The sequence below is a fragment of the Methanococcoides orientis genome, from assembly GCF_021184045.1.
In the GTDB taxonomy this organism is placed as follows: domain Archaea; phylum Halobacteriota; class Methanosarcinia; order Methanosarcinales; family Methanosarcinaceae; genus Methanococcoides; species Methanococcoides orientis.
Map to the genome: position 1 here is coordinate 221504 of NZ_CP073710.1, position 25703 is coordinate 247206.

At 43.6% G+C, this 25703-nt stretch carries 29 protein-coding genes and 3 tRNA genes; 14 read left to right on the top strand and 18 right to left on the bottom strand.

The window, feature by feature from the left end; genetic code table 11:
- Positions 1 to 56: 56 nt before the first annotated feature.
- The 3 genes from J7W08_RS01220 to J7W08_RS01230 all read right to left on the bottom strand — a co-directional run bounded on the left by J7W08_RS01220 (position 57) and on the right by J7W08_RS01230 (position 2906).
- On the bottom strand, positions 57 to 1487 hold the full coding sequence (locus J7W08_RS01220) for a nucleotide sugar dehydrogenase (protein WP_233084878.1): 1431 nt from the start codon (positions 1485 to 1487) through the stop codon (positions 57 to 59).
- A 94-nt stretch (positions 1488 to 1581) separates the two neighbouring features.
- Positions 1582 to 2451, bottom strand: coding sequence for a phosphatase PAP2 family protein (locus J7W08_RS01225; RefSeq protein ID WP_233084879.1), 870 nt, complete (start codon positions 2449 to 2451; stop codon positions 1582 to 1584).
- Between the two features lie 251 nt (positions 2452 to 2702).
- Positions 2703 to 2906, bottom strand: coding sequence for a DUF5371 family protein (locus J7W08_RS01230; RefSeq protein ID WP_233084880.1), 204 nt, complete (start codon positions 2904 to 2906; stop codon positions 2703 to 2705).
- Positions 2907 to 3088: 182 nt separating this feature from the next.
- Here J7W08_RS01230 and J7W08_RS01235 point away from each other — a divergent pair.
- The 3 genes from J7W08_RS01235 (at position 3089) to J7W08_RS01245 (ending at position 4674) form a co-directional block, all read left to right on the top strand.
- Positions 3089 to 3166 (top strand) — tRNA-Arg (locus J7W08_RS01235).
- Between the two features lie 40 nt (positions 3167 to 3206).
- Complete coding sequence (locus tag J7W08_RS01240; RefSeq protein WP_233084881.1) at positions 3207 to 3659, top strand: N-acetyltransferase; 453 nt, start codon at positions 3207 to 3209, stop codon at positions 3657 to 3659.
- A 79-nt stretch (positions 3660 to 3738) separates the two neighbouring features.
- On the top strand, positions 3739 to 4674 hold the full coding sequence (locus J7W08_RS01245; protein WP_233085713.1) for a nucleotidyltransferase domain-containing protein: 936 nt from the start codon (positions 3739 to 3741) through the stop codon (positions 4672 to 4674).
- A gap of 125 nt (positions 4675 to 4799) precedes the next feature.
- Here the strand turns inward: J7W08_RS01245 and J7W08_RS01250 are convergent, their stop codons facing one another.
- Positions 4800 to 5126 carry a DUF2098 domain-containing protein gene (locus tag J7W08_RS01250; protein WP_233084882.1) on the bottom strand — a complete coding sequence of 109 codons (327 nt, stop codon included), beginning with the start codon at positions 5124 to 5126 and terminating at the stop codon, positions 4800 to 4802.
- A gap of 14 nt (positions 5127 to 5140) precedes the next feature.
- A complete protein-coding gene (gene mptA, locus J7W08_RS01255; protein WP_048193301.1) occupies positions 5141 to 6094 on the bottom strand; it encodes a GTP cyclohydrolase MptA in 954 nt (317 codons plus the stop codon).
- Between the two features lie 322 nt (positions 6095 to 6416).
- Here mptA and J7W08_RS01260 point away from each other — a divergent pair, with 322 nt between their 5' ends.
- The gene (locus J7W08_RS01260) at positions 6417 to 6713 is read left to right on the top strand and encodes a non-histone chromosomal MC1 family protein (RefSeq protein ID WP_135613059.1); all 297 of its coding nucleotides are present in this window, start codon (positions 6417 to 6419) and stop codon (positions 6711 to 6713) included.
- 189 nt (positions 6714 to 6902) lie between these two features.
- Positions 6903 to 7793: an acetylglutamate kinase gene (argB, locus tag J7W08_RS01265; RefSeq protein WP_233084883.1), complete on the top strand. Its 891-nt coding sequence runs from the start codon at positions 6903 to 6905 to the stop codon at positions 7791 to 7793.
- Between the two features lie 48 nt (positions 7794 to 7841).
- Here the strand turns inward: argB and J7W08_RS01270 are convergent, their stop codons facing one another.
- The gene (locus tag J7W08_RS01270) at positions 7842 to 8882 is read right to left on the bottom strand and encodes an archaeosine biosynthesis radical SAM protein RaSEA (protein WP_233084884.1); all 1041 of its coding nucleotides are present in this window, start codon (positions 8880 to 8882) and stop codon (positions 7842 to 7844) included.
- Complete coding sequence (guaA, locus tag J7W08_RS01275) at positions 8882 to 9796, bottom strand: glutamine-hydrolyzing GMP synthase (RefSeq protein WP_233084885.1); 915 nt, start codon at positions 9794 to 9796, stop codon at positions 8882 to 8884. The genes J7W08_RS01270 and guaA overlap by 1 nt, the downstream gene beginning before the upstream one ends.
- Positions 9797 to 10093: 297 nt before the next feature.
- Between guaA and J7W08_RS01280 the strand changes: the two genes are divergently transcribed.
- Together J7W08_RS01280 and recQ are read left to right on the top strand one after the other, a co-directional pair.
- Positions 10094 to 10645, top strand: a complete 552-nt coding sequence (locus J7W08_RS01280) for a TMEM165/GDT1 family protein (protein ID WP_233084886.1) — start codon at positions 10094 to 10096, stop codon at positions 10643 to 10645.
- Between the two features lie 182 nt (positions 10646 to 10827).
- On the top strand, positions 10828 to 12774 hold the full coding sequence (gene recQ, locus J7W08_RS01285; RefSeq protein WP_233084887.1) for a DNA helicase RecQ: 1947 nt from the start codon (positions 10828 to 10830) through the stop codon (positions 12772 to 12774).
- A gap of 7 nt (positions 12775 to 12781) precedes the next feature.
- Here recQ and J7W08_RS01290 read toward each other — a convergent pair whose 3' ends face one another.
- Both J7W08_RS01290 and hxlA read right to left on the bottom strand, forming a co-directional pair.
- A complete protein-coding gene (locus J7W08_RS01290; RefSeq protein WP_233084888.1) occupies positions 12782 to 13540 on the bottom strand; it encodes an A24 family peptidase C-terminal domain-containing protein in 759 nt (252 codons plus the stop codon).
- Entirely contained in the window at positions 13541 to 14833 is a 1293-nt protein-coding gene (hxlA, locus tag J7W08_RS01295; protein ID WP_233084889.1) for a 3-hexulose-6-phosphate synthase, read from the bottom strand.
- Positions 14834 to 14928: 95 nt separating this feature from the next.
- Here hxlA and J7W08_RS01300 point away from each other — a divergent pair, with 95 nt between their 5' ends.
- The 3 genes from J7W08_RS01300 to pyrI all read left to right on the top strand — a co-directional run bounded on the left by J7W08_RS01300 (position 14929) and on the right by pyrI (position 16885).
- Positions 14929 to 15390: a DUF5788 family protein gene (locus tag J7W08_RS01300; protein ID WP_233084890.1), complete on the top strand. Its 462-nt coding sequence runs from the start codon at positions 14929 to 14931 to the stop codon at positions 15388 to 15390.
- Between the two features lie 92 nt (positions 15391 to 15482).
- Positions 15483 to 16409 carry an aspartate carbamoyltransferase gene (pyrB, locus tag J7W08_RS01305; RefSeq protein WP_233084891.1) on the top strand — a complete coding sequence of 309 codons (927 nt, stop codon included), beginning with the start codon at positions 15483 to 15485 and terminating at the stop codon, positions 16407 to 16409.
- A gap of 2 nt (positions 16410 to 16411) precedes the next feature.
- Positions 16412 to 16885 carry an aspartate carbamoyltransferase regulatory subunit gene (pyrI, locus tag J7W08_RS01310; RefSeq protein WP_048193347.1) on the top strand — a complete coding sequence of 158 codons (474 nt, stop codon included), beginning with the start codon at positions 16412 to 16414 and terminating at the stop codon, positions 16883 to 16885.
- Positions 16886 to 17008: 123 nt separating this feature from the next.
- Here pyrI and dapB read toward each other — a convergent pair whose 3' ends face one another.
- From dapB to J7W08_RS01330, 4 genes are all read right to left on the bottom strand, one after another.
- A complete protein-coding gene (gene dapB / locus J7W08_RS01315; RefSeq protein ID WP_233084892.1) occupies positions 17009 to 17800 on the bottom strand; it encodes a 4-hydroxy-tetrahydrodipicolinate reductase in 792 nt (263 codons plus the stop codon).
- On the bottom strand, positions 17800 to 18672 hold the full coding sequence (gene dapA, locus J7W08_RS01320; RefSeq protein ID WP_233084893.1) for a 4-hydroxy-tetrahydrodipicolinate synthase: 873 nt from the start codon (positions 18670 to 18672) through the stop codon (positions 17800 to 17802). The genes dapB and dapA overlap by 1 nt, the downstream gene beginning before the upstream one ends.
- A 19-nt stretch (positions 18673 to 18691) precedes the next feature.
- The gene (locus J7W08_RS01325) at positions 18692 to 18886 is read right to left on the bottom strand and encodes a 30S ribosomal protein S17e (RefSeq protein WP_048193312.1); all 195 of its coding nucleotides are present in this window, start codon (positions 18884 to 18886) and stop codon (positions 18692 to 18694) included.
- A 143-nt stretch (positions 18887 to 19029) separates the two neighbouring features.
- The gene (locus J7W08_RS01330; RefSeq protein WP_233084894.1) at positions 19030 to 19320 is read right to left on the bottom strand and encodes a hypothetical protein; all 291 of its coding nucleotides are present in this window, start codon (positions 19318 to 19320) and stop codon (positions 19030 to 19032) included.
- Between the two features lie 183 nt (positions 19321 to 19503).
- Here J7W08_RS01330 and dinB point away from each other — a divergent pair, with 183 nt between their 5' ends.
- On the top strand, positions 19504 to 20583 hold the full coding sequence (gene dinB, locus J7W08_RS01335; protein WP_259370108.1) for a DNA polymerase IV: 1080 nt from the start codon (positions 19504 to 19506) through the stop codon (positions 20581 to 20583).
- Between the two features lies 1 nt (position 20584).
- On the opposite strand, the gene J7W08_RS01340 is transcribed toward dinB, so the two are convergent.
- Positions 20585 to 21355: a heparan-alpha-glucosaminide N-acetyltransferase gene (locus tag J7W08_RS01340; protein ID WP_233084895.1), complete on the bottom strand. Its 771-nt coding sequence runs from the start codon at positions 21353 to 21355 to the stop codon at positions 20585 to 20587.
- Between the two features lie 90 nt (positions 21356 to 21445).
- Positions 21446 to 21871: a Zn-ribbon domain-containing protein gene (locus J7W08_RS01345; protein ID WP_233084896.1), complete on the bottom strand. Its 426-nt coding sequence runs from the start codon at positions 21869 to 21871 to the stop codon at positions 21446 to 21448.
- A 179-nt stretch (positions 21872 to 22050) separates the two neighbouring features.
- Here J7W08_RS01345 and J7W08_RS01350 point away from each other — a divergent pair.
- The 3 genes from J7W08_RS01350 (at position 22051) to J7W08_RS01360 (ending at position 23871) form a co-directional block, all read left to right on the top strand.
- A tRNA-Met gene (locus tag J7W08_RS01350) sits at positions 22051 to 22125 on the top strand.
- A gap of 190 nt (positions 22126 to 22315) precedes the next feature.
- Positions 22316 to 22390, top strand: a tRNA-Met gene (locus J7W08_RS01355).
- Between the two features lie 161 nt (positions 22391 to 22551).
- Positions 22552 to 23871: a signal recognition particle protein Srp54 gene (locus tag J7W08_RS01360; protein ID WP_048193317.1), complete on the top strand. Its 1320-nt coding sequence runs from the start codon at positions 22552 to 22554 to the stop codon at positions 23869 to 23871.
- Positions 23872 to 23976: 105 nt separating this feature from the next.
- On the opposite strand, the gene J7W08_RS01365 is transcribed toward J7W08_RS01360, so the two are convergent.
- The 3 genes from J7W08_RS01365 to mnhG are packed head-to-tail and all read right to left on the bottom strand — an operon-like array spanning position 23977 to position 25698.
- A complete protein-coding gene (locus J7W08_RS01365) occupies positions 23977 to 24234 on the bottom strand; it encodes a hypothetical protein (RefSeq protein WP_233084897.1) in 258 nt (85 codons plus the stop codon).
- Positions 24235 to 24248: 14 nt separating this feature from the next.
- The gene (locus tag J7W08_RS01370; protein ID WP_048193319.1) at positions 24249 to 25301 is read right to left on the bottom strand and encodes an L-threonylcarbamoyladenylate synthase; all 1053 of its coding nucleotides are present in this window, start codon (positions 25299 to 25301) and stop codon (positions 24249 to 24251) included.
- Between the two features lie 19 nt (positions 25302 to 25320).
- Positions 25321 to 25698 (bottom strand): monovalent cation/H(+) antiporter subunit G, encoded by a 378-nt coding sequence (gene mnhG, locus J7W08_RS01375; RefSeq protein ID WP_233084898.1) that lies wholly within the window; start codon positions 25696 to 25698, stop codon positions 25321 to 25323.
- Positions 25699 to 25703: the final 5 nt, after the last annotated feature.

Sequence of the window (25703 nt, forward strand, 5' to 3'; positions counted from 1 at the left end):
CGGCTCAGCTCAGAGTACTGCTGATCAGGACTGAAGTGCCCTTGTGTTCAGATTGGTCAAACGATCGCATGATCGTTCTTGTCTCCCCTTCCAATTCCCTTGTACACAAAACCATTATTGATGTACGTGTCCGGATCCACAACATTCCTTCCATCGACAATTACTGTATTTTCCTTTCCGGTCAACTGTTTTAGTTGTTCTGGTCCAAGTTCAAAGTAACCTGAATGCCCTGTCATTATTGCAATAACATCTGCATCTTTTACAACTTTATCAAGGTCCTTTATGATCTCAACGTTCGGGTAACTCAGAACATGTGGGTCGTGTACCAAAACCTCTGCTCCTCCCTCTAACAGAAGGTCTCTGTAAGGCTCTGAAGGTGGGTTACGTGCATCATCTGAATCATTGATAAATGCCCATCCAAGAATAGCTACCTTTGAACCTTTCAGTTTCTTATCGATCCGTTCTAAGGCTGCGTTTGTAAGGTGATGCATGTGTTTTGGCATGAAGTCATTTACCTTTCTTGCAAGTACAAAAATGGAATCCAGATCCTCTGGGTAATCCAGTGTTCCTTCGCTGGTTGTAACTCCTCTTTCGAGGTGGTATGTATCCTTGGTCAGGCAATGCCCTCCCACTCCTGCGCCGGGGTAAAGTATTGCACGTGTGATTCCTTCACCCTTGAGGCTATCGATCCCTGCTCTCACATCGTAAACATTGATCCCCATGGCTTCACAGTATAATGCCAGCTGGTTAATGGCTGCTATCTGCAGGTCCCTGAAAGTGTTCTCCGCGGTTTTGGTAACCTCTGCAGCTCTTGCTGTCATTGGTATGATCCTGCCTTTTGTGAGTACCGGGCTGTAAAGTTCCACGGCGCGCTTTGTGCTGGCTTCATCGATACCACCTACAATGCGGTCGTGTTCCTGTATGTTCTTCAGCAGGCGGCCGACCATGACTCTTTCCGGTGCATGTGCAAGTGCAAAGTCCTCGCCGGCTTTAAGTCCGGACTCCTCTTCAAGTATCTGCCTGGCAAGTGTATCTGTGGTTCCGGGGGTGATGGTAGATTCCAGTACTACGAGCATACCTTCTTTCAGGTATTTTCCTACATTTCTTATGCCGTCAGTAAGTGCACTAAAATCTGGCTGGAGGCTTGCAGGGTCTGAGAATGGTGTTTGTATAGCAAGGGTAATCGCATCGAGTTCGGATATTCTTGAAAAGTCCGGTGTGCATTCGAACTTGCCTTCGTCCACTACGTTCTTTAGTAGCTCTTCAAGGCCTGGTTCCTCTCCTTTTAACGGGCTCTCTCCATTGTTGAGCATCCCGATCTTGTAACCGGAACTCTTGGAGTCCCTCTGGAATCCCAGAACATGGTAAAATTTATCGGAGTTGGCAAAAAGAACAGCTGCAGGGATTCCCACGTATCCCATTCCAAGCACTCCTATCTTTTTGATAGGACCTCTGTTTTCAAGGATCGAACCTAATTTGTTTGTCATGGCTACCACTATCTCCATTTTATATTGATGTATCTGCAAGTACCATAATATATATTCATTAAATAGTATTTAGTCTTTTCAAGTGACCGATCTATCACTTGATGAGGCCTTTGGATAATAGGGCAGAATTAACAGCATCAACCAGCTCTGTTCTTCTCTCAAATGTTGACATGATCGTTTCCGGTAATCTAATGATCGTTACCCTGTACCTTGTTGCGATGAAATAACTTACCATGGCTAGAATGAAACCTCCGATCATGTCAGTTATCCAGTGTATTCCAAGATAGAGTATCGTAAATTGAATCGCAATTGTAGTTGCCAGTGAAAAGATCTTAAACCTCGTAAGGTCGGTCCTGAATATCATCAACATGGCCATGATGGATAATGCTGCATGAAGGCTGGGGAAGCAATTGTCAAGGAAAGGGTCTACAATTGTAACTCCTTGCAGGATTATGGGACTCAGGTCATACAGCAGGGGGGCAACGGTTGGTAATGTAAAACCTGTTACTGATACAGGTACATAAATGTAAAATGGTAGTGCCACCAGATAGATCGCGACGAAAGCTATGGTATATTCCTGCAATACCTCAAGTTTCTGTGTGTGCATGAGCAACAGGAATGTGAAGATCAACAGGAAAGAAAATCCGATCAAATAAACGGCTGCACTGATATATGTCAACATTGGGCTTGCAAAATTCTGGAAATAAGAGACTGCATCTCCTTCGATGAGCATCATATATCCGGCATAGTTGGTGTATGTTCCTTTATCAAGAAAATTTGCAATTGCAAGCTGGGATTTCACAAGCATGTAGACAAAACATGCCGATAAAAAATATGGCAATGTATCCAGAGAATACATCCATCTGTAGTTCTTTTTATTATTATTCTTGAACTCTTCCGGCACAAAAATATAATACGCCAAAGCTATCATGCAGATAAGTATTGGCGTCATTATTAGAGACATTAAATATGAAGCTGTCATTCCCTATCAATCCATTTGGTTCAAATTAATCGATCAGACAGGCTCTTATTAAGCATATTTCGGGTATAAATGGTTTATGTACACTTGATCAAAATTATGCTTACAAATAAAATAATTACGATAAAATAAGTTATGCTATATAGGGCACGATTTAGGGTCCTATGTAAAGGTATGTTACATGAGCTGCTAAACACAGCATATTCATGTAACAAATAAGTCTTATGAAGGCCAGATCAGTTCTTTCTTTCTTTCTTTTTCTGAACGATCTTTTCCATCTTTTTAGCCCACATGTCTTCGTTCATATCAGTGTACTCACATTCAAGATAGTGTTCAACAGCGATGGTTAGTGCTTCCTTTGTAGATGAGCTGTTGCATTTTTTCTTTAATTCCTGTAGTTGCTCTTCTGCAAGGACTGTTTGTGCGTGTACTATCTTCATATGTTTATTCTCCTCTTTTGAAGTGGTTAACCCCAATGCCCCCTCATAATTATAATAATATATAATCTTGTCGAATTCTAATTATGGGAAGTTTCAGCTTTCAAATTATCAATGAAGTTCCTTTGCCCAGCATTTTAACCAATAAGTTTAAAAGAGTGATCGACATTACAGGAGTATCGCGAGGGCGTGTGGCCTAGCCAGGATATGGCGGCAGCCTCCTAAGCTGTAAACCAGGGGTTCAAATCCCTTCACGCCCGCCATTATTCTTCTATCATTTTTACAAACACAGGAGCTTGCATATTGATCAGAAAAGCTGAGTTAAGGGATGTTGATGCTATCAAAAAGATCATCAATTATTATGCAAGCCAGGATCAGATGCTACCTCGATCGGTCAGTGAACTCTATGAGGCGATCCGCAATTTTTATGTTTATGAAGTAGAAGAGGAAGTCGTTGGTTGTTGTGGACTTCAGGTCCTGTGGGTGGATCTTGCCGAGGTCCTGTCCTTTGCGATACTTCCGGAATATCGGGGAAAAGGGATCGGCACTCAACTTCTGGATGCATGTCTTAATGATGCCCGGGAACTTGGTGTTACAAAAGTATTCACATTAACCTATGCACCTGTCTTTTTTGAGAAGAATGGGTTCAAACGTGTGGACAAATCGTCCCTTCCCCATAAGATCTGGAGCGGCTGTATCAAATGCCATAAGTTCCCGGATTGTGATGAGATAGCGCTTTCCATGGATATTTCCTGATCTAATAGGCGATGTATGGTATTTATAAATCGTAAGATATATCTGTTGAGCTAGTTTCAGTAACTACGGGATGATCACAATGATAAAGACACGTATCAGAGATTTCATTATTACAAAAGATGACTGGATATTTGCAGTGGCTGACTACTTTCATCCTGATGGGGTGAGGTGTATATTAAGGTACGTTCCGGATGAATCTGGTGACCGTCAGCTAAACGGTATGAGCTATCGAAAATACGATTTCGATGTTTCTTTCGATTTTATGCGTGAGAACAAGCCTGAGTGGGTACAGGATGTTCACATCGTCCCTGAAGATCAGGTGAAGCAAGTTCTTTATCCCTCAGATCCTGTCCCTGAACTCATAAATCAGGATGGGAGGGTGAAGGCTGTTGCAGATGTGCTACTCAGTGCTGGCATTCCTCTTGAAAAAATGGGCGTTACCGGATCATTCCTTCCTGGATTGCAAAATGAACAGTCTGATGTTGATTTTGTTGTCTATGGCAATGATTGGTTCAGGGCAAGAGATGCAATTTCAGCTGCAAAGGAGAAGGGCGGTTTTATTGAAGATATCGATGAGGATATGTGGCATCGAATATACAACAAGCGCATCCCTGAGATCTCCTATGAGGAATTCATCCTTCATGAAAAGCGCAAGGGTAACAGGGGCATGGTTGGAGGTACCTATTTCGATCTGCTGTTCGTGCGTGACTGGGATCAGATAAATGAGCCACTTTCACGAGGCACAGACGTTGGTACTATGAGGATCGAAGCAACAGTTACTGATGATGGACTTGCTTTTGATAATCCTTCTGTTTACAAGGTTGACCACGATGAGATCGATCATGTGTTGTCATACACTCATACCTATGCAGGGCAGGCTCTGGAAGGAGAGGTCATTGATGCACAGGGTGTCGTCGAACAGGTGGGTGACATCAAGAGACTTGTAGTGGGCACTTCCAGAGAGCCAAAGGGTGAGTGGATAAGATCCCTGACATTGCTTGAGAAGAACAGTTAATAATGGGACGCCAGTGTTCCAAAATTCATATGTATGTTGTCTTTATCAGAAAGGGATAATATTAGGTAATAAACACTTGGAAGATAAACAATTACAAAAAAAGGTTAACAACGGAGGCAGGAAAATTAACCTCCTCCTGTTGCCTGGAATACTTCTTCCAATGTGCTTGATTGTGCATCTTCGGCTTGCCTTTTGATACGTTCTTTCATCTCTTCTTCTGAAATTGCGTATTCTTTGCCTGCACTTGCTTTTTTATCTGTGATCTGTAGAGTGTCCACCCTGTAATAAAGCTCGGTTGTATCGAGAAGTGCCCATGTGCCTTCATCATCTGTTTTGATTTCGACAATTTCTCCAATGGTATCTGTATTGATATACCTGACATTGCTGCCAATAGTTATTGGGGCACCGTTTACATCAACAACTACATCGACAACTGAAGCCTCTTCATCCAAGATGTGATCTCTCCTTAATTGTTCTCTATCTCGTCTCTTAGTTTACCGAGAAGTGCAACCCTTTCTGCAAATGCATTATGCCTGTGTATGCTCTCTTCGTTGATCTGCTTGATCGTAACAATAGCCTCGTCAGGGACATGTGTGAACTCGCTGACAATTTTCTTTGCCATTGTCCTGACACAATCTTCAACGAACTTAGGGTTCTTGTGAGCTCTTTCTACAACAAGTGCCTCGTCTGAACGTTTGAGAAGCTCGACAATACTGGAGCTCATTGAATTTTCAATGATCTCAATGATCGTATCCAGTGAGATCACTACGTCACCGCTGACCTCAAGTGAGATTATGCCACGTCCTCTCTGGTTGTGAGTTGCCATTGGGACCTTGTTCAGGAAATTAATGACGGTTTCGAGGTCAACACCAAGTTCGCGCAGTGCTGCCTTTGCATTGTCTCTCATAATTTCCTGGGCACATGGGCAGGCGGTCATGCCGACAACTTCTGCACCGATGAGCTTTTTGACATCAATATCTTCTTCGTTTGGTCTTGTGGCAATGGCCTCTGCAAATATATCCACAACTTCCTGACATTGCATTTTGGTGGATGGTGATTCTCTTTTGACCACGTATTCACTTTTCATGCGTACTTCGGAGCGTGTGGCATACTCGTGCCTGCCCAGAAGGTTCCTTGCAACATCGCTGCAGAGTTCCTCTATCTCATAAACAGGCATATTGATGGCCTTTTCAAGAACCTCATCGATTGCCTCAAAATTACGAGAGAGATTTGCACCTTTACGATCTGAAGGTAGGTCCACGAAGATTTCAAAAGTTGAAATAAGTACGATCGGACGCTTGTCTTTTCGTTTGATCTCAACAAGTTTTTTTACTTCGGTCACACCTACGCGTGTAAGGTTTATAGGTATTTGTGGTTTATTTGCTTGTACGTCAGGGAATTGCGCAACTGGAAGCTCCATTTTTATGACCTCTAATAAGAAATTAAAATAAATTACGTTTAAGTTATGCTTTTGGATTAATAACAATCACAAACATAGTCATTACATGTAAATGTTTTGTTGTGATGCATCATTTTAGCACCGGGTGCTGGGTGGCATACTTATATATTTTTGGGTATTGGGCAAATATATAAATCTTTTTTCATTATTTTTCCGAAGCAGTCCGTATGACAAATTAACTTGATTTGCAGAAACATGATCGAAAGGCAACATTAAAAGAAAACTATTTATACCTCGTAAGTACAAGTACATATAACCGATAACGGGTAAGTAAGGTGATAAAATGTCTGAAACAAGAAACTTTGTGTTACGAGACAGTAAGGGTAAAGAACATGGCGTATTCACCGGTAAACAGCCACGTCAGGCAGCTCTTAAAGTTGCTAACCGGGGCAAGGGTACCAAATCCAAGCCAGAAAAGATCATGCTTCGTGAGCGTGGCACTAAGAAAGTACATGTGTTCCTTGGATGGAAGCAAATGGTCGCTGCACCAAAGAACAAACCTGACTGGATGCCTGACAAGATCAACAAGCCATTCGTCAAGAAACAGAAGCCAGGTATTATCAAACTGGACAAGATCTAATCTTCTTACATTAATTTGTGAGGGTCTGCTTAAGGGCCCTGCAAATTCTACTTTTTGAGATATTTGTTCTGGTTCTTTTTTGTTTTTCTTTTCGTCCTTTCGTTTATCTATAAACTGGTGTTATTCTGTGAGCCAAGGCTATTCCTATATCAAAAAGCTTTATAAACTGGACTCCGCTATTGTATTCATATGACAGGAAAAAGAGAGAACGTTCTGATCGAAGCTCTTCCTTATATCCGGGATTTCCATGACTCTGTAATGGTGATCAAGGTCGGAGGGCATGCTATGGTCAATCCTTCTGTTATGAACGACATCATGCAGGATGTTGTCCTTTTACGTTTTGTAGGGATCCATCCGGTCATTGTTCATGGCGGTGGGCCTGAGATCACTGAAAAAATGGAGCGTATGGGGAAGAAACCTGAGTTCGTAGGTGGATTAAGGATAACCGATGATGAGACCATGGAGATCGCACGCATGGTTCTTGTGGGCAACATCAATACGAAGATCGTATCCCTGATAGGAAAACATGGTGGAAAGGGTGTAGGTCTTTCAGGAAAAGATGGGAAAATGATAATGGCCAGGAAAAAGGCCACTCAGCGGATTATGATCGAGGACGTCGAGCATGATGTGGACCTTGGCTGGGTCGGAGAGACCGAGATCATCAATCCGGAACTCATTAACATCGTCACAGCTAATGATTATATTCCTGTTATCTCGCCGATCGCAATGGATGTGGAAGGTAATGCATTGAACATCAATGCTGACACTGTCGCCGGTGATCTTGCAGATGCTTTGCACGCAAAGAAATTGATATTGATGACGGATGTTCCGGGAGTTCTCAGGGACCAGTCGGACAGGTCCAGCCGTATCTCCCGTATAAGGGTGGATGAAGTGGAGTCACTGATAGAAGAAGGCATTATAAGCGGCGGAATGATCCCAAAAATGAGAAGTGCCGGGGCAAGTGTACTTGGTGGCGTGGAGCGCGTCCACATAATAGATGGTAGTGTATCCCATTCTGTCCTGCTCGAGCTTTTCACCGATCAGGGAATTGGTACGATGGTATATCAGGACACGGAATAAACGTGTCCTTATCCATTCTTTTCTTTTTTATTTTAAAGTGCTGATATCTTAATCCAGTATGGGGCTTCCATAGGTAAGATCGTCCAGCTCAAGAACTTTCTTCCATAGATCCTTGCATTCGCAGTTAAGCTCTTCAAGTACCCTCAGGTCCTGAGTTCTGGAATAAAGATGTACGGCATCCGATACATCCCTGCTGCATTTCTTACAGTTATGCGGGCCACGTTTTGAGCCTGCACCTACCGGATCTGAAGTGATGACAAGTTCCGGATGCTTCTGTTTCGCTCGCTGAAGTATCTCAACAATACTCCATAACCATGGTGGCCTGTATTGACCTCTTTGCCACAGGTGTTCCACATAGGTACCGTTCTGCACATTGCACAGGTTGATTGAAATGGTCTGTGCATGTTCAGCAACGTCATCAATGGTCTTGACAATGTCTTCCAATGCTTCCTTTTCCGAGAGGAAAAGTGGTTTTAACAACAGGTAAGCTTTCATGGTTACCCCATTGTTTCTGGCCACTGTTGCCGCATTAGTATAATCAGTGAACTTGAATCCTTTGTTTATGGAATTCTTGCGAATATTATCTGAACTTGTTTCAAGACCGATGGCGACCTCAAATGGTGTATCTCCAAGAGCATCAATGCAGGACTTCAGGATCTCGTCGGTGACAAATTCTGGTCTGCTTTCAACGATAACTTTGAACACACGCTCATCCGCTGCCAGCTTTCCCAGTATGTTCTTCCTTGTCTCAACAGGTATCTCTTTTTCATCGAGGAAGCTGCCTGAGGTAAATATCTTGACCATGAATCGCTCAAGTCTTTCACCTTTGTGCATGGCATTCTCAAGCTGCTTCTCAAGTTCTTCAGGTGTTGGGGGAACCTTTGCACTATCATAGACAAAGCCACACATAGTGCAGCCGCCCGCCTTTCCCCACCAGCATCCTGATGTCTTGAAGATGATCGTCAGTGTATCTGCTGTTTCTCCGTTGAAGTGATCAGTACTCCTCCAGACAGCAGCAGGATAGTCATTAGATGATGGCTTTATACGCTGGCGGTTGCGTATGTCCAGTACGGCTTTGTTGAGTGACATTATTCGAACTCGATTGTTGCAGGTGGTTTTGGTGACAGGTCGTAGAGTACTCTGGCAACAGATGGTATCTCGCCGGAGATCCTTGTCTCGATCTTTTTAAGAGTTTCCCATGGAAGCTCAAGTGCTTCTGCGGTCATGCCATCTCTTGAGCCTACTGCACGAACTGCGACTATCCAGCCGTGTACCCTGACATCACCTTTGACACCGGTTCCCTTGCCGATAACTGCGGCGAAGGTCTGCCATGGCTTGAACTGCTCAAGCAGTTCTTCCTCAACGATAGCATTTGCCTCACGAACCACATCCACTTTCTCCTCGGTAACCTCTCCGATTATCCTTACAGAAAGTCCCGGTCCGGGGAATGGCATTCTCTCGCAGATCTCTTCAGGCAATCCAAGTTCCCATGCAACCTCGCGTACTTCATCCTTATACAGGTCATCTATAGGTTCGATTATCTCCTTGAAATCGATACGATCGGGCAGTCCTCCTACGTTGTGGTGGGATTTGATACCGCCTTCTGATTCGATCTTGTCCGGATAGATGGTTCCCTGAATAAGATATTCTGCTTCGAGCTCACGTGCTTCTTCTTCAAAAATACGGATGAATGTCTCACCGACGATCTTCCTTTTTTCCTCAGGGTCCTTTACTCCAACCAGTGCTTCGAGGAAACGGTCCTTGGCATGTATCACCTGAAGGTTCATGTCTGAAAATATCTTCTCGATGACTTCGGTCTCACCTTTTCTCATAAGTCCTGTGTCAATGTAGATCGGGAAGAACATGTCCCCAAGGGCACGGTTTGCAAGAACCGCACAGACCGAGCTGTCGACTCCGCCGGAAAGGCCTACGATAGTTTTTCCTTTGGCTTTTTCTTTTATCCTGTCTATGGCTTTAGGTATGAATTTTTCGACTTTTACCATGAAAATGAACTCCGGTTATGATGTGATGATAATCAATTAGTTAATATTGGTGGATTTCTTAAATAATGCTGTGCTTAATATGTTTGTTGGTTTTAATAGTATCGATGTTAGATTAGAATCTATTCAATATTTTGTTTTTGTAGAAATCCCCTATATTTAAGAGACAAATCTGATTGTGATTCTTTTAAACTTGTCCATCGATATTGACATAAAATTACTTTTTTTGGTAGGGAAATTGATTTTAATAGTTTTCTACAAACCAAAACGTATATTGCTAAATCATGTCTCGGAGCTACAATGATTCAAGATATATTGATTCCTTTCCTGCTGGTCGGGCTTGCTGAACTCGGCGATAAGACACAGCTTGCAGTGCTGCTTCTTTCTACAAAAACAAAAAAATATACATCACTGCTTTTGGGCATTATGCTGGCATTCTTCTTTACTACCGGGATTGCCATACTTTTTGGAAATTATATTGCCCAGAAAATTCCTGTGGATTATGTACGCATAGGCGCCGGATCATTGTTCATTTTGTTTGGTCTGCTTACCCTCTACAAAAGGGGCCAAACTGAAGAAGGGGATTCCAATGAACTTAAAGGTCCTTTCCTGTCAGGATTCTGGTTAATCCTCATTGCAGAGATGGGGGATAAAACACAGCTTGCTGCAGCCCTTTTTGCCACCCAGTACAACCCTTATCTGGTATTTGTCGGGGTGATGCTGGCTTTGTTCACAATGTCTGTTATGGCTGTGTATCTTGGGAAGATCATAATGGAAAGAGTGGATAAAAATATCATATCCACGATTGCAGGAATCCTGTTCATTGTGATAGGCGGTTCATTCTTCCTTTAAATTTGGGCTTTGCCTGAATCAGTTATGTAGAAAGTAGGTTTTCGACAGAGCTAATATTTTAGCCTTATGTAAACTCCTGGATCGGCATTTTATAATTTTTACTGTTGTGGTATGTGCATCACTTTCACCCCGCATGGTCTGCTCTTAAATATCTGTAGCCTCTTTAGTAGAATAAACATTAGATGATCATCGGTATTCACATGCACAGGACACTCCAGAAATATTTCGGTTATAGCGAATTCCGCCCCCTGCAGGAGGATATCATCAGTGATGTCCTTAACAAAAAGGACACATTCGTACTGATGCCCACCGGGGGCGGGAAGTCTATTTGTTATCAGATCCCGGCGCTGATGATGGATGGTCTTGCGATCGTAGTTTCTCCTTTGATATCCCTCATGAAGGATCAGGTAGATGGTCTGGTCAGCAACGGTATATCTGCAGCTTATCTTAACAGCACATTGAGCCATCGCGAGGTTCAGGAGACCACACGTGCTATTCTGGATGGCAACCTGAAGATCCTTTATGTTGCACCTGAAAGACTTTGCATGAAGAGTACACTGGACCTTCTCAGCTATGTCAATGTCAGTTTGTTCGCTATTGATGAGGCACATTGCATTTCTCAATGGGGTCACGACTTCAGACCCGAATACCACCGTCTGGGATTCCTGAAAGAGAAATTCCCTGATGTTCCTGTCATCGGGTTGACAGCTACTGCCACTCCAAAGGTCAAAGATGATACTATCAAGCTTCTGAAATTAAAGTCTCCTTCTGTTTATGTGGCGAGTTTCAACCGAAGTAATCTTACCTATGATATAAGGCCGAAAAAGGATTCATACGGCGATCTGGTTAAATATATTCAGGGGCAGGCCGGTAATTCCGGTATCATATACTGCAACAGCCGAAAGAGTGTGGAATCCATCTCCAAAAAGCTCAACAATAAAGGTTTTCACACGTTGCCCTATCATGCAGGTCTGTCTGATTCAAAAAGACATGAACATCAGGAACGTTTCATAAGGGATGATGTTGACATCATTGTGGCAACAGTTGCATTTGGAATGGGTATTGACAAACCGAATGTGAGATTTGTTATTCATTATGATCTTCCCAAGAACATTGAAGGCTATTATCAGGAAACTGGCAGGGGGGGCCGTGATGGTCTTGAATGTGAGTGCATCCTGTATTTCAGCCGTGGGGATTGGTACAAGATTAAGTACTTCATCGATCAGATGTCAAAAAAGTCAGAACGTGATATTGCAACTGTAAAGCTTCGGGACATGATCGATTATTGTGAAAGTACGACATGCCGCAGGAAGGTGCTACTGAGCTATTTCGGGGAGGAACTGGAGTCTGATTATTGTGGCGGATGCGATGTCTGCCTTAAGCCTCGTGATACTTTTGATGCTTCGGATGCTGCAAGAACACTGTTATCCTGTGTGGATGAGGTCAATGAACGTTTCGGGATGACTCACATAGTGGACATTATATCTGGTTCCATGGCAAAAAAGATCAAAAGTTACAAGCATGACAGGCTTAAAAGTCATGGCACTGGTGACGGGTACAGCAAATCTGAGTGGCTTGATATGGCAAGAGAGATGGTTCGTCTTGGTTATCTTGACGTGAAAGGTGCACGATACCCTCTCTTAAGCCTGAACAAAAAAAGCCGGGAAATACTTGCAGGAGGTGAGGTTTACCTGACGCGTTCCTCTGGTGCGGTTAGTGTGAAGTCCAGTAGATCTAAAAGCACTACTCCAAAGGTTTCTGTCTCAAAGAACGTTACTCCAAAGACCCCTGCTTCAAAGACTACTGCCTCGAAGACAACGAATTCAAAGGGTGCTACCTCAAAGAGATCTCCTGCTCCTAAAAAACCAAAGAGGGTTCCAACGCCGATATCCCGGCCTGACAAAAAACTGTTTGATAGGCTTAAGATATTACGGAAAAAACTGGCAGTGGATGAAGATGTTCCGCCTTACATCATCTTTGCGGATACCAGCCTTCGGCAGATGGCGGTAAAATATCCTATAAGGAATGAGGAATTCCTGGACATTACTGGTGTGGGTGAGTTCAAATTGAAAAAGTACGGGCCTGTCTTCATGGAAGAGATTGCCCGATACTTAAAAGGATCTAAGTGACCATTTCTCAAAAAAAGAAACTTAACGTTAGCTGGAATATAAGGTCTCCGTATATCACCGCCGCTATGAATCCTGCAGTTATGGGTATCATGAATGGTAGGCCGGGTGTGACCCATACTCTCTCACCAATAAGACCTTTTTCTGCATACATTTCCATTTTTGATATCGTATCCTCATCAAGTTTTGTACCATATTTGGTAAATTTATTCTTTATCTCATCATTGCCTTCTTCAAAGGTTTCCATCAGTCTTATATGAGGTTTATCAAGTTTTGATACCGGACATCTGTATCCGACGAACATGTAATGTGGTTTCTTCAGTGTCTCTTTCAATGAAGGCTGACTAAGATTGTAAAGGAACAATCCGATTGGTACTATTATTGTCAGTATGACTGAATTGCCAAAGACACTAAATGTGAAAAGGTTAAGCGGTGGAATCCCGTAAATTGGCAATTGTCTGCCGAATAGTTCCATTGCGGGATATATTGGCAATATAAGGGAAATAACCATCAGGACCTTTGCATCTGCGCCTCCAAAGGCATTCATGTAGAATAATATATAGACGAATGTAAAGATCAGTATGAATGAAATGGCTGTCCATTTTATGTAAGGTATGCCGTATCTGAAAGCATCATATGCCATGAAGATGGCACCTGCTCCTAGCATCTTGGGCCAGAGGCTGTTTGTCACTCTTCGTGTCTTGATGTCGGAGTAGCAGGCATATATAAGGAAGGGAGTGCAGACAAGCACCTTAAGTAGTTCGATCATTCACATTTTCTCCCATTTCTTAAGTTTAAGAACTTCGGAAAGCGTGCTTCCACGTTTTATCTCCTCGTACAGACGTTTCTCGTTCTTCTCAACCTCTTTTGCACGCCTTGCTATTTCATAAGCGCGTTCCTTTTCGATCACAACAACTCCGTTGTCATCACCTACGATGTAATCTCCGGGGTTGACAACCTGTGATCCGCAATTGATGGTGGCATTGATCTCGCCGAAACCTTTCGGATCACCTGCATTGGGGACGTTGGCGGTTGCAAATACGGGCAGTCCTATCCTTCTTATCTCATCAATATCCCTTACAGCACCATCAATGACTATGCCTGCAATTCCCTTGTTCAGGCAACTGAGTGTGGCAAGCCCGCCCCATGGTGCAATGTGTGGACTTCCGTTGTAGATCACAATGACATCTCCCTCTCCGGCGACTTCGATGGCCTCAACACTTTTTGCCCAGTCCCCTTCAAAGGTCTGTACTGTGACAGCTGTGCCGACCATCTTTTTGTCGGTTACCATGGAATGGATGTTCTTCATCGCACCTTTTCGATGCATGGCATCTGAGATATTTGGTGTGGAAACCTCTGATAGTAACTTTCTGGTCTCCTGTTCCAACGTCTGGCGTTCAAATTCAGGGATCTCAATGGCATCAACACTTTCACGTATCTTTTTTGCAGACGCTGTCACATCATCTGATTGTGTGATGTTCCCTCCGACAATGACAATACTGGCACCTGCTTTGACTGCCTGTGCAGATGTGTTGGCATCAAGTCCGCCTGCAGCTGCGACTGGTATGTTCACTCCCTGTATGATCCTTTCGAGCAAGGGGGTGGGGTCCTTTCCGGTCATCTGCTGGTCTATCCCTGCATGCATGTTGATATAGTCAATTCCCATCTTTTCCAGCTCTTGCGCCCTGGTGACCGGGTCTTCTACGATGATCAGGTCAGCCATAAGCTTGACACCGTATTTTCGTGCAGATCTGACTGCATCCTTTACCGTGGAATCATCTGCATTGCCGAGCAACATTACAATGTCGGCACCGGCTTTGGCAGCCATCTCCACTTCAAATGCACCTGTATCTGCAATTTTCATATCCGCAAGGATGGCGTGATCAGGGAATTCCTTCTTGAGCTGCCGGACAGCATTCATCCCTTCGCTTTTGATAAGTGGAGTTCCTGCTTCGATCCAGTTCGCGCCTCCCTGGATCGCTTCTCTTGCGATCTGTATGGCCCGGTCGATCTCCAGCAGGTCAAGTGCTACCTGAATTATTGTATTAATATGATCACCCATTTGGAGTTTAATAACGTAGTATACCTGAATAAGTATAAATCTAACCGGGTATATGGTTATAATACTTAAAAATTGATGGTATTTTTTCCTCAATTGTGGGTCTGTTGAGTATGGTGGATGATCAGCTAATAACCAAAAATCAGCGTGCAAAGCTTTTAGCCCGACTTCACAGGCACTTGTTCTGGTGTGGTGAGCGAATACCTGATGAGGTTGAGATCGAAGGTAAAATGATACCACTACATGAGATCATATGGAAGCTTATCAATAAACCGAAGCTGACCGGGGAAGATAGGGTGTACATTGATCACTTTATCGTTGCTCTCAGGAAAAAAGCAAGGTCTTGTGAAAATTATCTTGAGAAAACTGATCTGACCCTTGAACAGGCCAAAGACGTTTTTGACAAGACTGCCGGACTTCTGCGTGCCATAATGGACCTTAAGGATATTGAAGAGCTTTCCGGTCCTGAACGCATGAAAAAGTATCAGGAAGAAGCTGAAAAGTGTAAACTTAAGGATGCAAAGAGCTGGATGAACTTCATAGCTGAACTTGAAGGCTGATCCTTCAGCGTTCTCTTGTATTTTTCATATCTTTTTATATTCTCTTTTTTCATAGGCAAATATTATATTTCATGCAATTCTTTTCTCTACGAATGACATTCAAAGACCTTCATATCATTTCGATGAAATCCTTTTCCCGGGATATGATCGATCATATACTTGATACTGCTGAAAAGCTTGAACCAATAGCAAGCAGCAAATCGAAGTCCGATCTGCTGAAAGGTAAAGTGTTGGCTGTCATGTTCTTTGAACCCAGTACCAGGACACGCATGTCCTTTGAGACCGCAATGATGCGTCTTGGGGGGGATGTTCTAAGCCTTGGTTCTGTTGATGCAAGTTCTATTGCAAAAGGGGAGACACTTGCTGATACCATTCGTGTTGTTGAAGGTTATTCCAATGCAATTGTGTTGCGTCATAACAAAGAGGGTGCTGCCCAGCTTGCTTCGGAGTTCTCTTCGGTTCCTATTATCAATGCAGGCGATGGGGCAGGTCATCATCCTACGCAGACATTCCTTGATCTTTACACCATAAGGCGGGAAAGTCATCTTGATGGGCTTAAGATAGCTCTTGCAGGTGATCTGAAATATGGCCGGACAGTGCATTCGTTATGTTATGCTCTTTCTCTTTATGGGGCCGAGATCACACTTGTATCTCCGAAAGAGTTGCGTATGCCTGCTGAGATAATAGATGACCTTAAAAGTCACAACATAAAGGTCAGGGAAACCGATTCTATCGAAGAGGCCATCAGTGATGTAGACGTACTTTATGCTACAAGAATACAGAAGGAACGTTTCCCTGATCCTGCTGAGTATCGTAAAGTTGCTAATAGTCTTCAGATAACTCCTGAGCTTCTGGAAAAAGCAAAACCGGAGCTTAAGGTCATGCATCCTCTGCCAAGGACAAATGAGATCGATCCGAGGGTTGATGGTACGCCCCATGCCTGCTACTTCAGGCAGTCTTTCTACGGTGTCCCGGTAAGGATGGCATTACTTGCACTTGTCATGGGGGCATTGAAATGAGTATGGAAGAAACTCCCATCCCGGAGATCCGGGTACATCCGATAAGAAATGGAACTGTCATCGATCACATTACTGCAGGGCAGGCACTGAATGTTCTGAACATCCTTAATATTCCCAACCCCTCTTCAGGTGTTGTAAGCATAATTATCAATGCTCCGAGTGTTCATGGGATCAAAGATGTTGTTAAGATCGAAGGCAGAGAGCTGAATGTAGAAGAGGTTGACAGGATATCCCTGATCGCACCGAAAGCTACGATCAATATTATCAGGAATTTTGAAGTATCAGGGAAAACACATGTGCACATTCCGGAAAAGGTGAGTGGTGTGGTAAAATGCATAAATCCAAATTGTATTTCCAACAGTAACGAACCTGTCACATCTAGGTTTACTGTTAAGCCGGATGGACGAAAGATAACTCTCCGTTGTTCTTATTGTGAAAGAACAATTTCAGAAGATATCGGGAATCACCTTCTCTGATCCTTCCCGAATTCTTTTCATTCAAACCTTTGTATTATTTTTAAAAATTAGAGCTCATATAGAATTCTCTATTAAATTATCAATGAGTTCTATATGAAAAATTAATTAAGCTTAAAAAAAGAGTTAGATGCCCAGGATATCATCCATTGTATAGATGCCTGGTTCTGCGTTTGCTATCCAGATAGCTGACTTCACAGCTCCTGATGCAAATGCATTTCTTGAGTGAGCCTGGTGTTTGATCTCTATGCGCTCACTACCACCGGCGAAGAGGACTGTGTGATCGCCTACGATATCTCCACCGCGTACTGCGTGGATGCCGATTTCTTTCTCCCTTGGGGCGAGACCTTCTCTTCCGTATACGAAGTCCTTTCCGCCCAGTGTTTCACTGATCACTTCAGCAGCTCTCATTGCGGTGCCGCTGGGTGCATCCTTTTTCTGGTTGTGGTGAGCTTCGATGACCTCTATGTCATAATCGGAAAGGTATTTTGCAGTTTCCTGTAGTATCTTGAAAAAGACATTAACGCCCATGGAGTAATTTGGCGAGATTATGCCTGTAGTATTGTTCCTGTTAATTGCGTCCTCGATAATTGAACGCTGCTCCGGGCTGAAACCGGTAGTTCCAATTACAAGGTCAACGCCTGCATCTGCTACAATTGGTGCGTTCACAACTGTTGCAGCTGCAATTGTAAAGTCTATTACTACATCCGTTTTTGACTCTTTGAGAACGATTGCCATATCAGCAACATCGGAGACCTCAACATCAAGCTTTCCTAACTGTGCAACCTCTCCTACATCCTTGCCAATGTTCACAAGGTCGAAGGCAGCAGAAAGCTGGATCCCATCCATCTCGATTATGTTCTCGATAAGGAGTTTCCCCATTCTTCCTGAAGCGCCGGTAACTGCTGCGTTGATCATCAGATACACCCAAGTCCTTTCAGGCAACTGATCAGGGTCTGTTCATTCTCACTGCTGATAGGTGCAAGAGGCAATCTCAGATGACCTGCATTAAGTCCTATTAGCTCCACTGCACGCTTGACAGGGACTGGATTTGTTTCCGTGAACAATGCACGGATAAGTGGTGCTATCTCGTAGTGGATCTGTCTTGCTGTTCTCATGTCACCTTCATTGGTGGCATTTACCAGCTTGACCATCTTTTCCGGTACAACGTTTGCGACCACGGAGATAACTCCGCTTCCACCAAGGCACGTTATGGGCATGGTCAGTCCATCATCGCCGGATATGACATTAAAGTCCTCATCCATCGTATTTTCGATGATCTGTGAAACCTTGTCCAGATCGCCACTTGCTTCCTTGATGGCAACGATGTTATCAACTTTTGCAAGTTCGATGATGGCATCAAGTGGCATGTCCTGGCTTGTACGTGATGGTACGTTGTAAAGGACGATGGGCATTTCCACAGCGTCTGCGATAGCCTTAAAATGAGCAATAAGTCCTGCTTTGTTCGGTTTATTATAGTAAGGAGATATTACAAGAGCGCCAGCTGCCCCTGCATCTTCTGCATGCTTTGTCAGCTCTATTGCCTCTGCCGTATTGTTAGAACCGGTTCCGGCAAGAATAGGCACCTTTGCACAATCAACTGCGATATCAATAAGCTCCATGTGTTCCGCAGTGGACAATGTGGCTGATTCGCCAGTTGTCCCGCAAGCGGTAATTCCGGAAACTCCACCATTTTCGACAAATTCGATATTCTGCTGAAGACCTGTCTTGTCTATGGTGTCAGCTTTTGTGAAAGGAGTTATGATGGCAGGTAATACTCCTTCGAACATAAAGATCCACTTCCCGAAATTAGATCTTCTTTGGGTGTGTGATCTTACGTGTAACGTAGCCTGCGACACGGTTTCTGATGACCTTGCTCTCGATAGTTGTGTATTGTGAAACGAGAAGCTTGTTCTGGTCAAAGTCTGTTGTGAATACGTCTCCGTGGTTGTCGATCAGGCGAAATGCAATGTTCTTGATGTTTGTCTGTCTAATATTTCCCATTATATATCTCCAGTATAATTTAGATAGATATGATTAAGATTATCGCCATAATAGAAAACCTTTACATTTATATCTTTTGGATTGAGGGCACATCTTTCAGCTCTTCATTTGCTTGCATGTGGCCTATAGTGGCTTGCATGTACTTACTCTATGTCTGTTTTTCCCCAAAGTCGCTCCTGGGTGGTTGCATCATTGAAAACATTTTCGCGCACACCTTTGCGATTTATATAAAGGCCTATGAACACAATTACCAGTCCAAGTTCGGCATTAATGCCTACCAAGATGATGCCTGCAAGTATCACGGTAGATGCCACGAGTCCTTTAAGTGCGCCTTTCCTGTATGATGCCAGTCGTGTACGACGGAATATCCTGATGTCTCTCAGGGTCAGGAAAAGGACTACGCAATATGCTGCAATGGCTATGTATTGGTACATTTTTACCTTCCGTGTATTTTTGATATTTATGTCGATATCTTACTCATCTTCATACATTCCATGCATAAAATCCTTTGCCAGGCTGCATGCTATCTTATCAGCAATTGTATTTGGACAGCTAATAAGTGTGTTCCTTGTAATGTCCATAAACATTTTTAATAATGCCACTCATGAGCTTGACCGGTGAAAAACATTAAGATAATATTCCATGTGGATATGGACAGCTTCTATTCATCAGTAGAGGTTGCAGTAGACACGAATCTAAAAGGTCTGCCTGTAGTTGTCGGCTCTGATCCAATGAATGGTGAGGGCAGGGGTGTCGTCAGCACCTGTTCCTATGAGGCACGTGAATATGGTATACATTCGGCCATGCCTATCTCAAAGGCCTATCGTCTTTGTCCAAATGCTGTCTATCTCCGTGTAAATATGCCCCTTTACAAAAAGGTCTCCGCAAATATCATGGATATTCTAAGGAGTTACTCTTCTAAGTTCCAGCAAGTAAGTGTGGATGAAGCTTATCTTGATGTAACTGACCTTGTATCTGATTTTGATGCAGCGGCTGATCTTGCATTGAAGATAAAGGAGGAGGTCCATCTCAAAGAAGGGATCACCTGCTCTATAGGAGTAGCTCCTAACAAGTCCATTGCAAAGATAGCTTCTGATTACCAGAAACCCGATGGATTGACTGTGGTAAGGCCGGATGATGTGGGAAGTTTCCTGTTTCCACTGGATGTCTCCAGGATATCCGGCGTAGGCAAAAAGACCTCTTCCTTGCTTAACGGTATCGGCATCCGGACCATTGGTGATCTGGCAGGATATGATGTGCAGGCTCTGCGTGAACGTTTCGGTAAGTTTGGTCTTGTGATGCACCAGCTTGCAAATGGGTTGGATGATCGAAGTGTTATGGAAAGGGGGGATGTAAAATCGATCAGCAAGGAAGATACGTTTGACCGTGACACTTCTGATATGGATCTTGTGGAAAATGTGATCGATACTCTTTCAGAGAATGTACATACTTCCCTTTTGAAAAAGAAATACCTGTTCAAGACAGTTACCATAAAAGTGAGACTTGAAGACTTCACAACATACACAAGGGCAAAGACATTGGGCGCTTATTCAAATGATCTTTCTGCCATCAAAAGGACTTCAAAGGTGCTTCTTCAGGAATTCAGGGGCAGGGGCAAGCTCCGACTGGTGGGTGTTGGGGTTACTAAGCTTGATAAAATGGATGAAAAGCAAACGCGACTGACTGATTTTGTTTGATTTATGGGTAAAGCTGACTCAAATCTGCAATGCCTGTGGCGTATAATAATATCACGAGTACCGGTTGATGGAACAAATAGATCATCAATGATCTCTCTCCCATGTAACAGAGAGTTTTTACAGGCAAAAGGTCTGAAATATTCGGCATCCTGGATATCGGGGATGTCCTGTTGTAGTCTGGATATAATGAATTTCCCAGAAAGATTCCAAGGAGCAAAATTCCGAACCACGGGAAAAGTGGGAAGTAATCATATGAATGAAACCCGTCCGATCGAAGTCCAAGCCAGAAAAGCCATGTACTTCCTATGGCAAAGGTCTGCATCCACGATCCGATGACAATAACGGGTATGGCAAGCATGAGGTTTGCTACCTTATATCTTAGGAATGGGTATGCAAGGATGATGGCAACTCCGATGAAATGGAGTATGCCAAACACGATCACACCGTCCCTGAGGAAAATGTAGCTGCCAGCAGTTATGATCATTCCCCAGAGGAAAATCTTAACCCCCCTTTTTGTGTATTTCATGAGTCCGTTTTCTGGATCATGTATTCTCTTTTTTCTGGAATTACTAAGGGATAGTGAGATCCCGACGATTATTATGAACAGTATTGCACTGAGCCTTCCGAAAATGAATCCTGCTCCTGATGCGAGGTTGATATCATAGGCGCCCATGTGGTTGATATCGTATAGTAGATGAAATCCAACCATCATTATGATAGCTATGCCTCTTAGAAGGTCTATTTCCCAGAATCGTTCATGAAGTTCTGTCATCCGTTCCCCGGCTTATCAGAATTAAGTTATAATATCTAAAAAATGTATGTCAGAATAAATGCTAAAGTAAAAAAATATGGGTGCAAGTTATCACTCAGGTTTCTTTCTTTTCTTGCGGAATGCAGATGAGAGATCAACTGCGTATGTTCCGTCCTGTTTTATTGCCATCACAATTTCGTCACGCTCAAGAAGTGAGTTAAGGTTCAGTTCATAGGATCCAGGTCCGAGTATCCTTACGGATTCCACTCTTTCTCCTTCTTCCTCAACTACCTCTCTTTCCTGGTGCTCAATGCCAATGATGTCATCTATTTCCTTGATGAACTGGTCTGCGGGATCGGTTACTTCTGTCTCTTCTTTTTCAGGCAGCTCTTCAGCAACAGCATCTTCGATATCTGTTTCTGGTTCCATGTCCTTGACGTAGAGGAACTTGTTCCATCCACAGTTCGGACAGCCGCTTAGAATTACCTCGGCCCCGTCTTCAAATATTTTTTCGCATCGGGTACATTTGTGTGGCATCTATTCACCGATTCTCCTATTGGTTGTGATATATTTAAAGATTTATGGCACGAACTTGTTGGAAGATGGTCATATCTCTGGTAAATATTGCCAAAATCTAAATGCGGAAGCGTGATATGCGCAACCTTTATCTACCATCAAATCGTTGGGAGGGCTGCAAGCGTGAATACTCACTCTGAAGCGGGGTGGGGTAGCCAGGAGATCCCGACGGGCTCATAACCCGTAGACCGATGGTTCGAATCCATCCCCCGCTATAAACTTTCTTTCTGAGATTGTTTTGCTAAGAGATAACTTATTTCTCTTCGAGTTTTTTGTATTGTCGCTTTACTTCAATATCTTTGACATCCGGTCGTTCATCGTTGAACGGTTCGTTGTTATTGCGTTGGCAACCTTTATCTACCATCAAATCGTTAGAAGGGCTGCAAGCGTGAATACTCACTCTGAAGCGGGGTGGGGTAGCCAGGAGATCCCGACGGGCTCATAACCCGTAGACCGATGGTTCGAATCCATCCCCCGCTATATTCTTTCCTTTTGATATAAATCTGATAAGAGCTTTCTATGTGTTTTTCTTGTTCTTAGAGGCCTTTTTTCAAAAGGTTATTAAATAAAGATGGCATTTTTGTGTCAGGTCAATTTAATATTGCTACTTTCATATGAAAATTATACAGGATGATTCTTAAATGGTAATGGACAAACTCGGCAGCTCCCTGCAGGATGCACTAAAAAAACTGGTTGGCGCCGGCCGTATAGATGAGAAAACGGTCAATGAGGTTGTAAAAGATATACAGAGGGCATTACTTCAGGCAGATGTCAATGTCAAGCTTGTTATGAAGATGTCCAGTCACATAAAGGAGCGTGCATTGAAGGAGGAAGTCCCTTCAGGCATGAATCCCCGTGAACATGTTATCAGGATCGTCTATCAGGAACTTATCAATATTGTAGGCAAGAGTGCAGACATTCCTCTAAAGCCGCAGAAGATCATGATGATCGGTCTGCAGGGCAGTGGTAAGACAACTACTACCTCAAAGCTTTCACGCTATTTCCAGAGGAAAGGTTTGAAACCAGCTGTCGTTTGTGCTGACACCTTCCGTCCGGGAGCATTCCAGCAGCTAAGCACTCTCTGTACTAAACTGAACGTGCCGTTCTACGGTGAAGAGGGCAATCCTGATGCAGTTGGCATTGTGGAAAGGGGTCTGAAAGAGCTCGAAAAGAACGATGTCCTTATTGTGGATACAGCTGGCAGACACTCGCTGGAAGCTGATCTTATCGATGAGATGGAGCAGATCCACAAGGTCGCACAGCCTGATTATAAATTGCTTGTACTTGACGGTGCTATTGGTCAGCAGGCAAGTGAACAGGCAAAGGCATTCAATGATTCGGTTGGCATTTCCGGTGTTGTTATCTCCAAACTGGATGGTACTGCCAAGGGTGGTGGCGCACTATCTGCTGTTTCTGAAACGAATTCATCCATTGCATTTATTGGGGTGGGTGAGACTCCGGATGATCTTGAGAAATTCGAGCCGGACAGGTTCATCTCCAGGCTTCTGGGAATGGGCGACATTAAATCACTTATTGAAAAAGCAGAGGAGACATTTTCTGAAGAAGACATTGACATGGAAGCCATGATGAAGGGTCGTTTCACTCTCAAGGATATGTACTCTCAGCTTGAAGCCATGAACAAGATGGGTCCAATGAAGCAGATCATGCAGATGCTGCCTATGGGTGGTATGGGTATGAAACTTTCAGACGATGCATACAAGGTCACCGAGGATAAAATGGGACGTTATCGTATCCTGATGGATTCCATGACTGAGGAAGAATTGCTTAACCCAAGGCTTATCGGCAGTTCCAGGATCAAAAGGATCTCAATGGGTTCAGGAAGCAATCCTGAGGATGTGCGTGAACTTTTGAAGTATCATAAGATGATGCAAAACGCAATGAAAGGACTTCGTGGCGGCAAGTTCAATATGCAGAAAATGATGAAAAAGTTCGGTATGTGAATAGACATGGAGGTTTATCCTCTCTCTATCCTTTTTTATATTACAAAATAAGGTCACTGGCAGACCACGATCTGCCAGTATTTTTCATTATCTCTTTTTTAGTTATTAAGGCTGGGATTTACTCAGTTCTGATTTAGCCATCATGTTGGAACCGAATACGTATACTATAATAATGAAGCCAAGCCACATGAAATGTTTTCCGATTTCAGCTCCTCCAGCATATATGCCAGCTTGGTCCGCATATTTGAGCAAAAGACCAGTACCAAGAATCAGCATGTCGATTTTAGCGATCTTCCTGTTTCGTCTTGTGATCTCCAGATATTCCTGCCTTGCGACATTATACTCTTTTTTCTCTGCTTTCAATTGATCCCTTCCGTTTATGCATTGATTATCCTGTCAGCTGCTTTCCTCAATCGATTAAAGACCGCTGCTCCAATACCTTCCTTATTCAGTGTCCCATCGACTATGATGAGATCAATATTTGTACTATCAAGATGTCGCAGACCCATAAATATACTACGGGCAGCCTGTGATGGTGTATTCCTTTTCCCGAGGGAGTATATTTCATCGGCATTAACGACTTTTGCAGTTTCCTCGGTAACAAAAAGACCTACTCTTTCTCCTTCCCGATGGCAGTCCAACACAATCTCGGTCATTGCTTTGTGGACATCTTTAATGTTGCCTTCGATAAGAATTACCTTCGTCTTTGGTGAGTAGTGAGTATATTTCATGCCTGGTGAGCGTGCGACCTCACTCTCTTCAAGTGTTCTGTCTGCATATCCGATCCGTACATCACCAACACATTTCCTGATGTCTTCTGCGGTGATATGTCCAGGGCGCAATATGGTAGGTATGTCGCCTGTCATATCAACAACAGTGGATTCAAGTCCTATGTCTGTAGGGCCACCATCCAGAATGGCATCGATCTTACCATCCAGGTCGTTAAAAACATGCTCAGCAGTTGTGGGGCTTGGACTTCCGGATGTATTGGCGCTGGGCGCAGCTAATGTTTTATCTGATCTTTGGATAAGCTCAAGGGCTACGGGGTTGTCTGGCACCCTCAGGCCTACGGTGTTAAGCCCGCCGGTGGTTACATCGGGAACAACGTCCTTTGCCTTTAGAATGAGGGTAAGGGGCCCTGGCCAGAATTGTTCCATAAGTTTGAAAGCGTTTGCAGGTATCTCTTCTGCAAGTTCAGAACACTGGTCTATATTTGCTATATGAACTATGAGGGGATTGTCGGCAGGCCTGCCTTTTGCCTTGAATATCTTATGTACTGCATCGGCGTTCAGTGCATCGGCACCGAGGCCATACACGGTCTCGGTCGGAAAGGCAACTGTTCCTCCTTCCCTGATTATGCCGGCAGCTTGTTTAAGTCCTGCTTCAAAGTCTTTATCATCACTTTTAAAGACCAATGTCCTGCTTTTCATGTTCATCTTGCGGGATACTTTATTCAGACTTTGCTTTTAATTTGCCTATGGGGCAAGATTCTTTTTGGCAGTCTTTGCCATACTCGTCGATGACTGATCCCTTGCATAGGCCAACGCCATGCCTGTGAGCTGCTCTTCCGATCATATGGGCTGCAATAGGTGCGGTCAGGAACAGGAACAGTCCAACTGTTATGGCCTTTACTCCTATAGGGCTGAACCCTACCTTTGCAAGGATGCTCATCATCACTCCGAAGGTGCCCAGGGTGCCGATCTTTGTGGTTGCATGGAGTCTGTTATAGACATCCGGCAGGCGCAGTAGTCCGACCATGCCCAGGAACACGAAGAATACTCCGATCAGGAGCAGTATGGTACTTGCTACGTCCAGTGCAATATCCATTGTTG

What these genes read in the sequence shown, in the direction of transcription:
- J7W08_RS01325 (WP_048193312.1), bottom strand. Translation starts at nt 18,886, where the DNA reads ATGGGAAATATTAGACAGACAAACATCAAGAACATTGCATTTCGCCTG.
- dapB (WP_233084892.1), bottom strand. Translation starts at nt 17,800, where the DNA reads ATGATCAACGCAGCAGTTACCGGCGCTTCAGGAAGAATGGGGAAACTC.
- J7W08_RS01340 (WP_233084895.1), bottom strand. Translation starts at nt 21,355, where the DNA reads ATGACAGAACTTCATGAACGATTCTGGGAAATAGACCTTCTAAGAGGC.
- J7W08_RS01330 (WP_233084894.1), bottom strand. Translation starts at nt 19,320, where the DNA reads ATGTACCAATACATAGCCATTGCAGCATATTGCGTAGTCCTTTTCCTG.
- hxlA (WP_233084889.1), bottom strand. Translation starts at nt 14,833, where the DNA reads ATGGGTGATCATATTAATACAATAATTCAGGTAGCACTTGACCTGCTG.
- J7W08_RS01360 (WP_048193317.1), top strand. Translation starts at nt 22,552, where the DNA reads ATGGTAATGGACAAACTCGGCAGCTCCCTGCAGGATGCACTAAAAAAA.
- dapA (WP_233084893.1), bottom strand. Translation starts at nt 18,672, where the DNA reads ATGTTCGAAGGAGTATTACCTGCCATCATAACTCCTTTCACAAAAGCT.
- guaA (WP_233084885.1), bottom strand. Translation starts at nt 9,796, where the DNA reads ATGGTAAAAGTCGAAAAATTCATACCTAAAGCCATAGACAGGATAAAA.
- J7W08_RS01345 (WP_233084896.1), bottom strand. Translation starts at nt 21,871, where the DNA reads ATGCCACACAAATGTACCCGATGCGAAAAAATATTTGAAGACGGGGCC.
- mnhG (WP_233084898.1), bottom strand. Translation starts at nt 25,698, where the DNA reads ATGGATATTGCACTGGACGTAGCAAGTACCATACTGCTCCTGATCGGA.
- J7W08_RS01230 (WP_233084880.1), bottom strand. Translation starts at nt 2,906, where the DNA reads ATGAAGATAGTACACGCACAAACAGTCCTTGCAGAAGAGCAACTACAG.
- J7W08_RS01225 (WP_233084879.1), bottom strand. Translation starts at nt 2,451, where the DNA reads ATGTCTCTAATAATGACGCCAATACTTATCTGCATGATAGCTTTGGCG.
- recQ (WP_233084887.1), top strand. Translation starts at nt 10,828, where the DNA reads ATGATCATCGGTATTCACATGCACAGGACACTCCAGAAATATTTCGGT.
- J7W08_RS01280 (WP_233084886.1), top strand. Translation starts at nt 10,094, where the DNA reads ATGATTCAAGATATATTGATTCCTTTCCTGCTGGTCGGGCTTGCTGAA.
- argB (WP_233084883.1), top strand. Translation starts at nt 6,903, where the DNA reads ATGACAGGAAAAAGAGAGAACGTTCTGATCGAAGCTCTTCCTTATATC.
- mptA (WP_048193301.1), bottom strand. Translation starts at nt 6,094, where the DNA reads ATGGAGCTTCCAGTTGCGCAATTCCCTGACGTACAAGCAAATAAACCA.
- J7W08_RS01290 (WP_233084888.1), bottom strand. Translation starts at nt 13,540, where the DNA reads ATGATCGAACTACTTAAGGTGCTTGTCTGCACTCCCTTCCTTATATAT.
- J7W08_RS01270 (WP_233084884.1), bottom strand. Translation starts at nt 8,882, where the DNA reads ATGTCACTCAACAAAGCCGTACTGGACATACGCAACCGCCAGCGTATA.
- pyrI (WP_048193347.1), top strand. Translation starts at nt 16,412, where the DNA reads ATGGAAGAAACTCCCATCCCGGAGATCCGGGTACATCCGATAAGAAAT.
- J7W08_RS01220 (WP_233084878.1), bottom strand. Translation starts at nt 1,487, where the DNA reads ATGACAAACAAATTAGGTTCGATCCTTGAAAACAGAGGTCCTATCAAA.
- pyrB (WP_233084891.1), top strand. Translation starts at nt 15,483, where the DNA reads ATGACATTCAAAGACCTTCATATCATTTCGATGAAATCCTTTTCCCGG.
- J7W08_RS01370 (WP_048193319.1), bottom strand. Translation starts at nt 25,301, where the DNA reads ATGAAAAGCAGGACATTGGTCTTTAAAAGTGATGATAAAGACTTTGAA.
- J7W08_RS01260 (WP_135613059.1), top strand. Translation starts at nt 6,417, where the DNA reads ATGTCTGAAACAAGAAACTTTGTGTTACGAGACAGTAAGGGTAAAGAA.
- J7W08_RS01245 (WP_233085713.1), top strand. Translation starts at nt 3,739, where the DNA reads ATGATAAAGACACGTATCAGAGATTTCATTATTACAAAAGATGACTGG.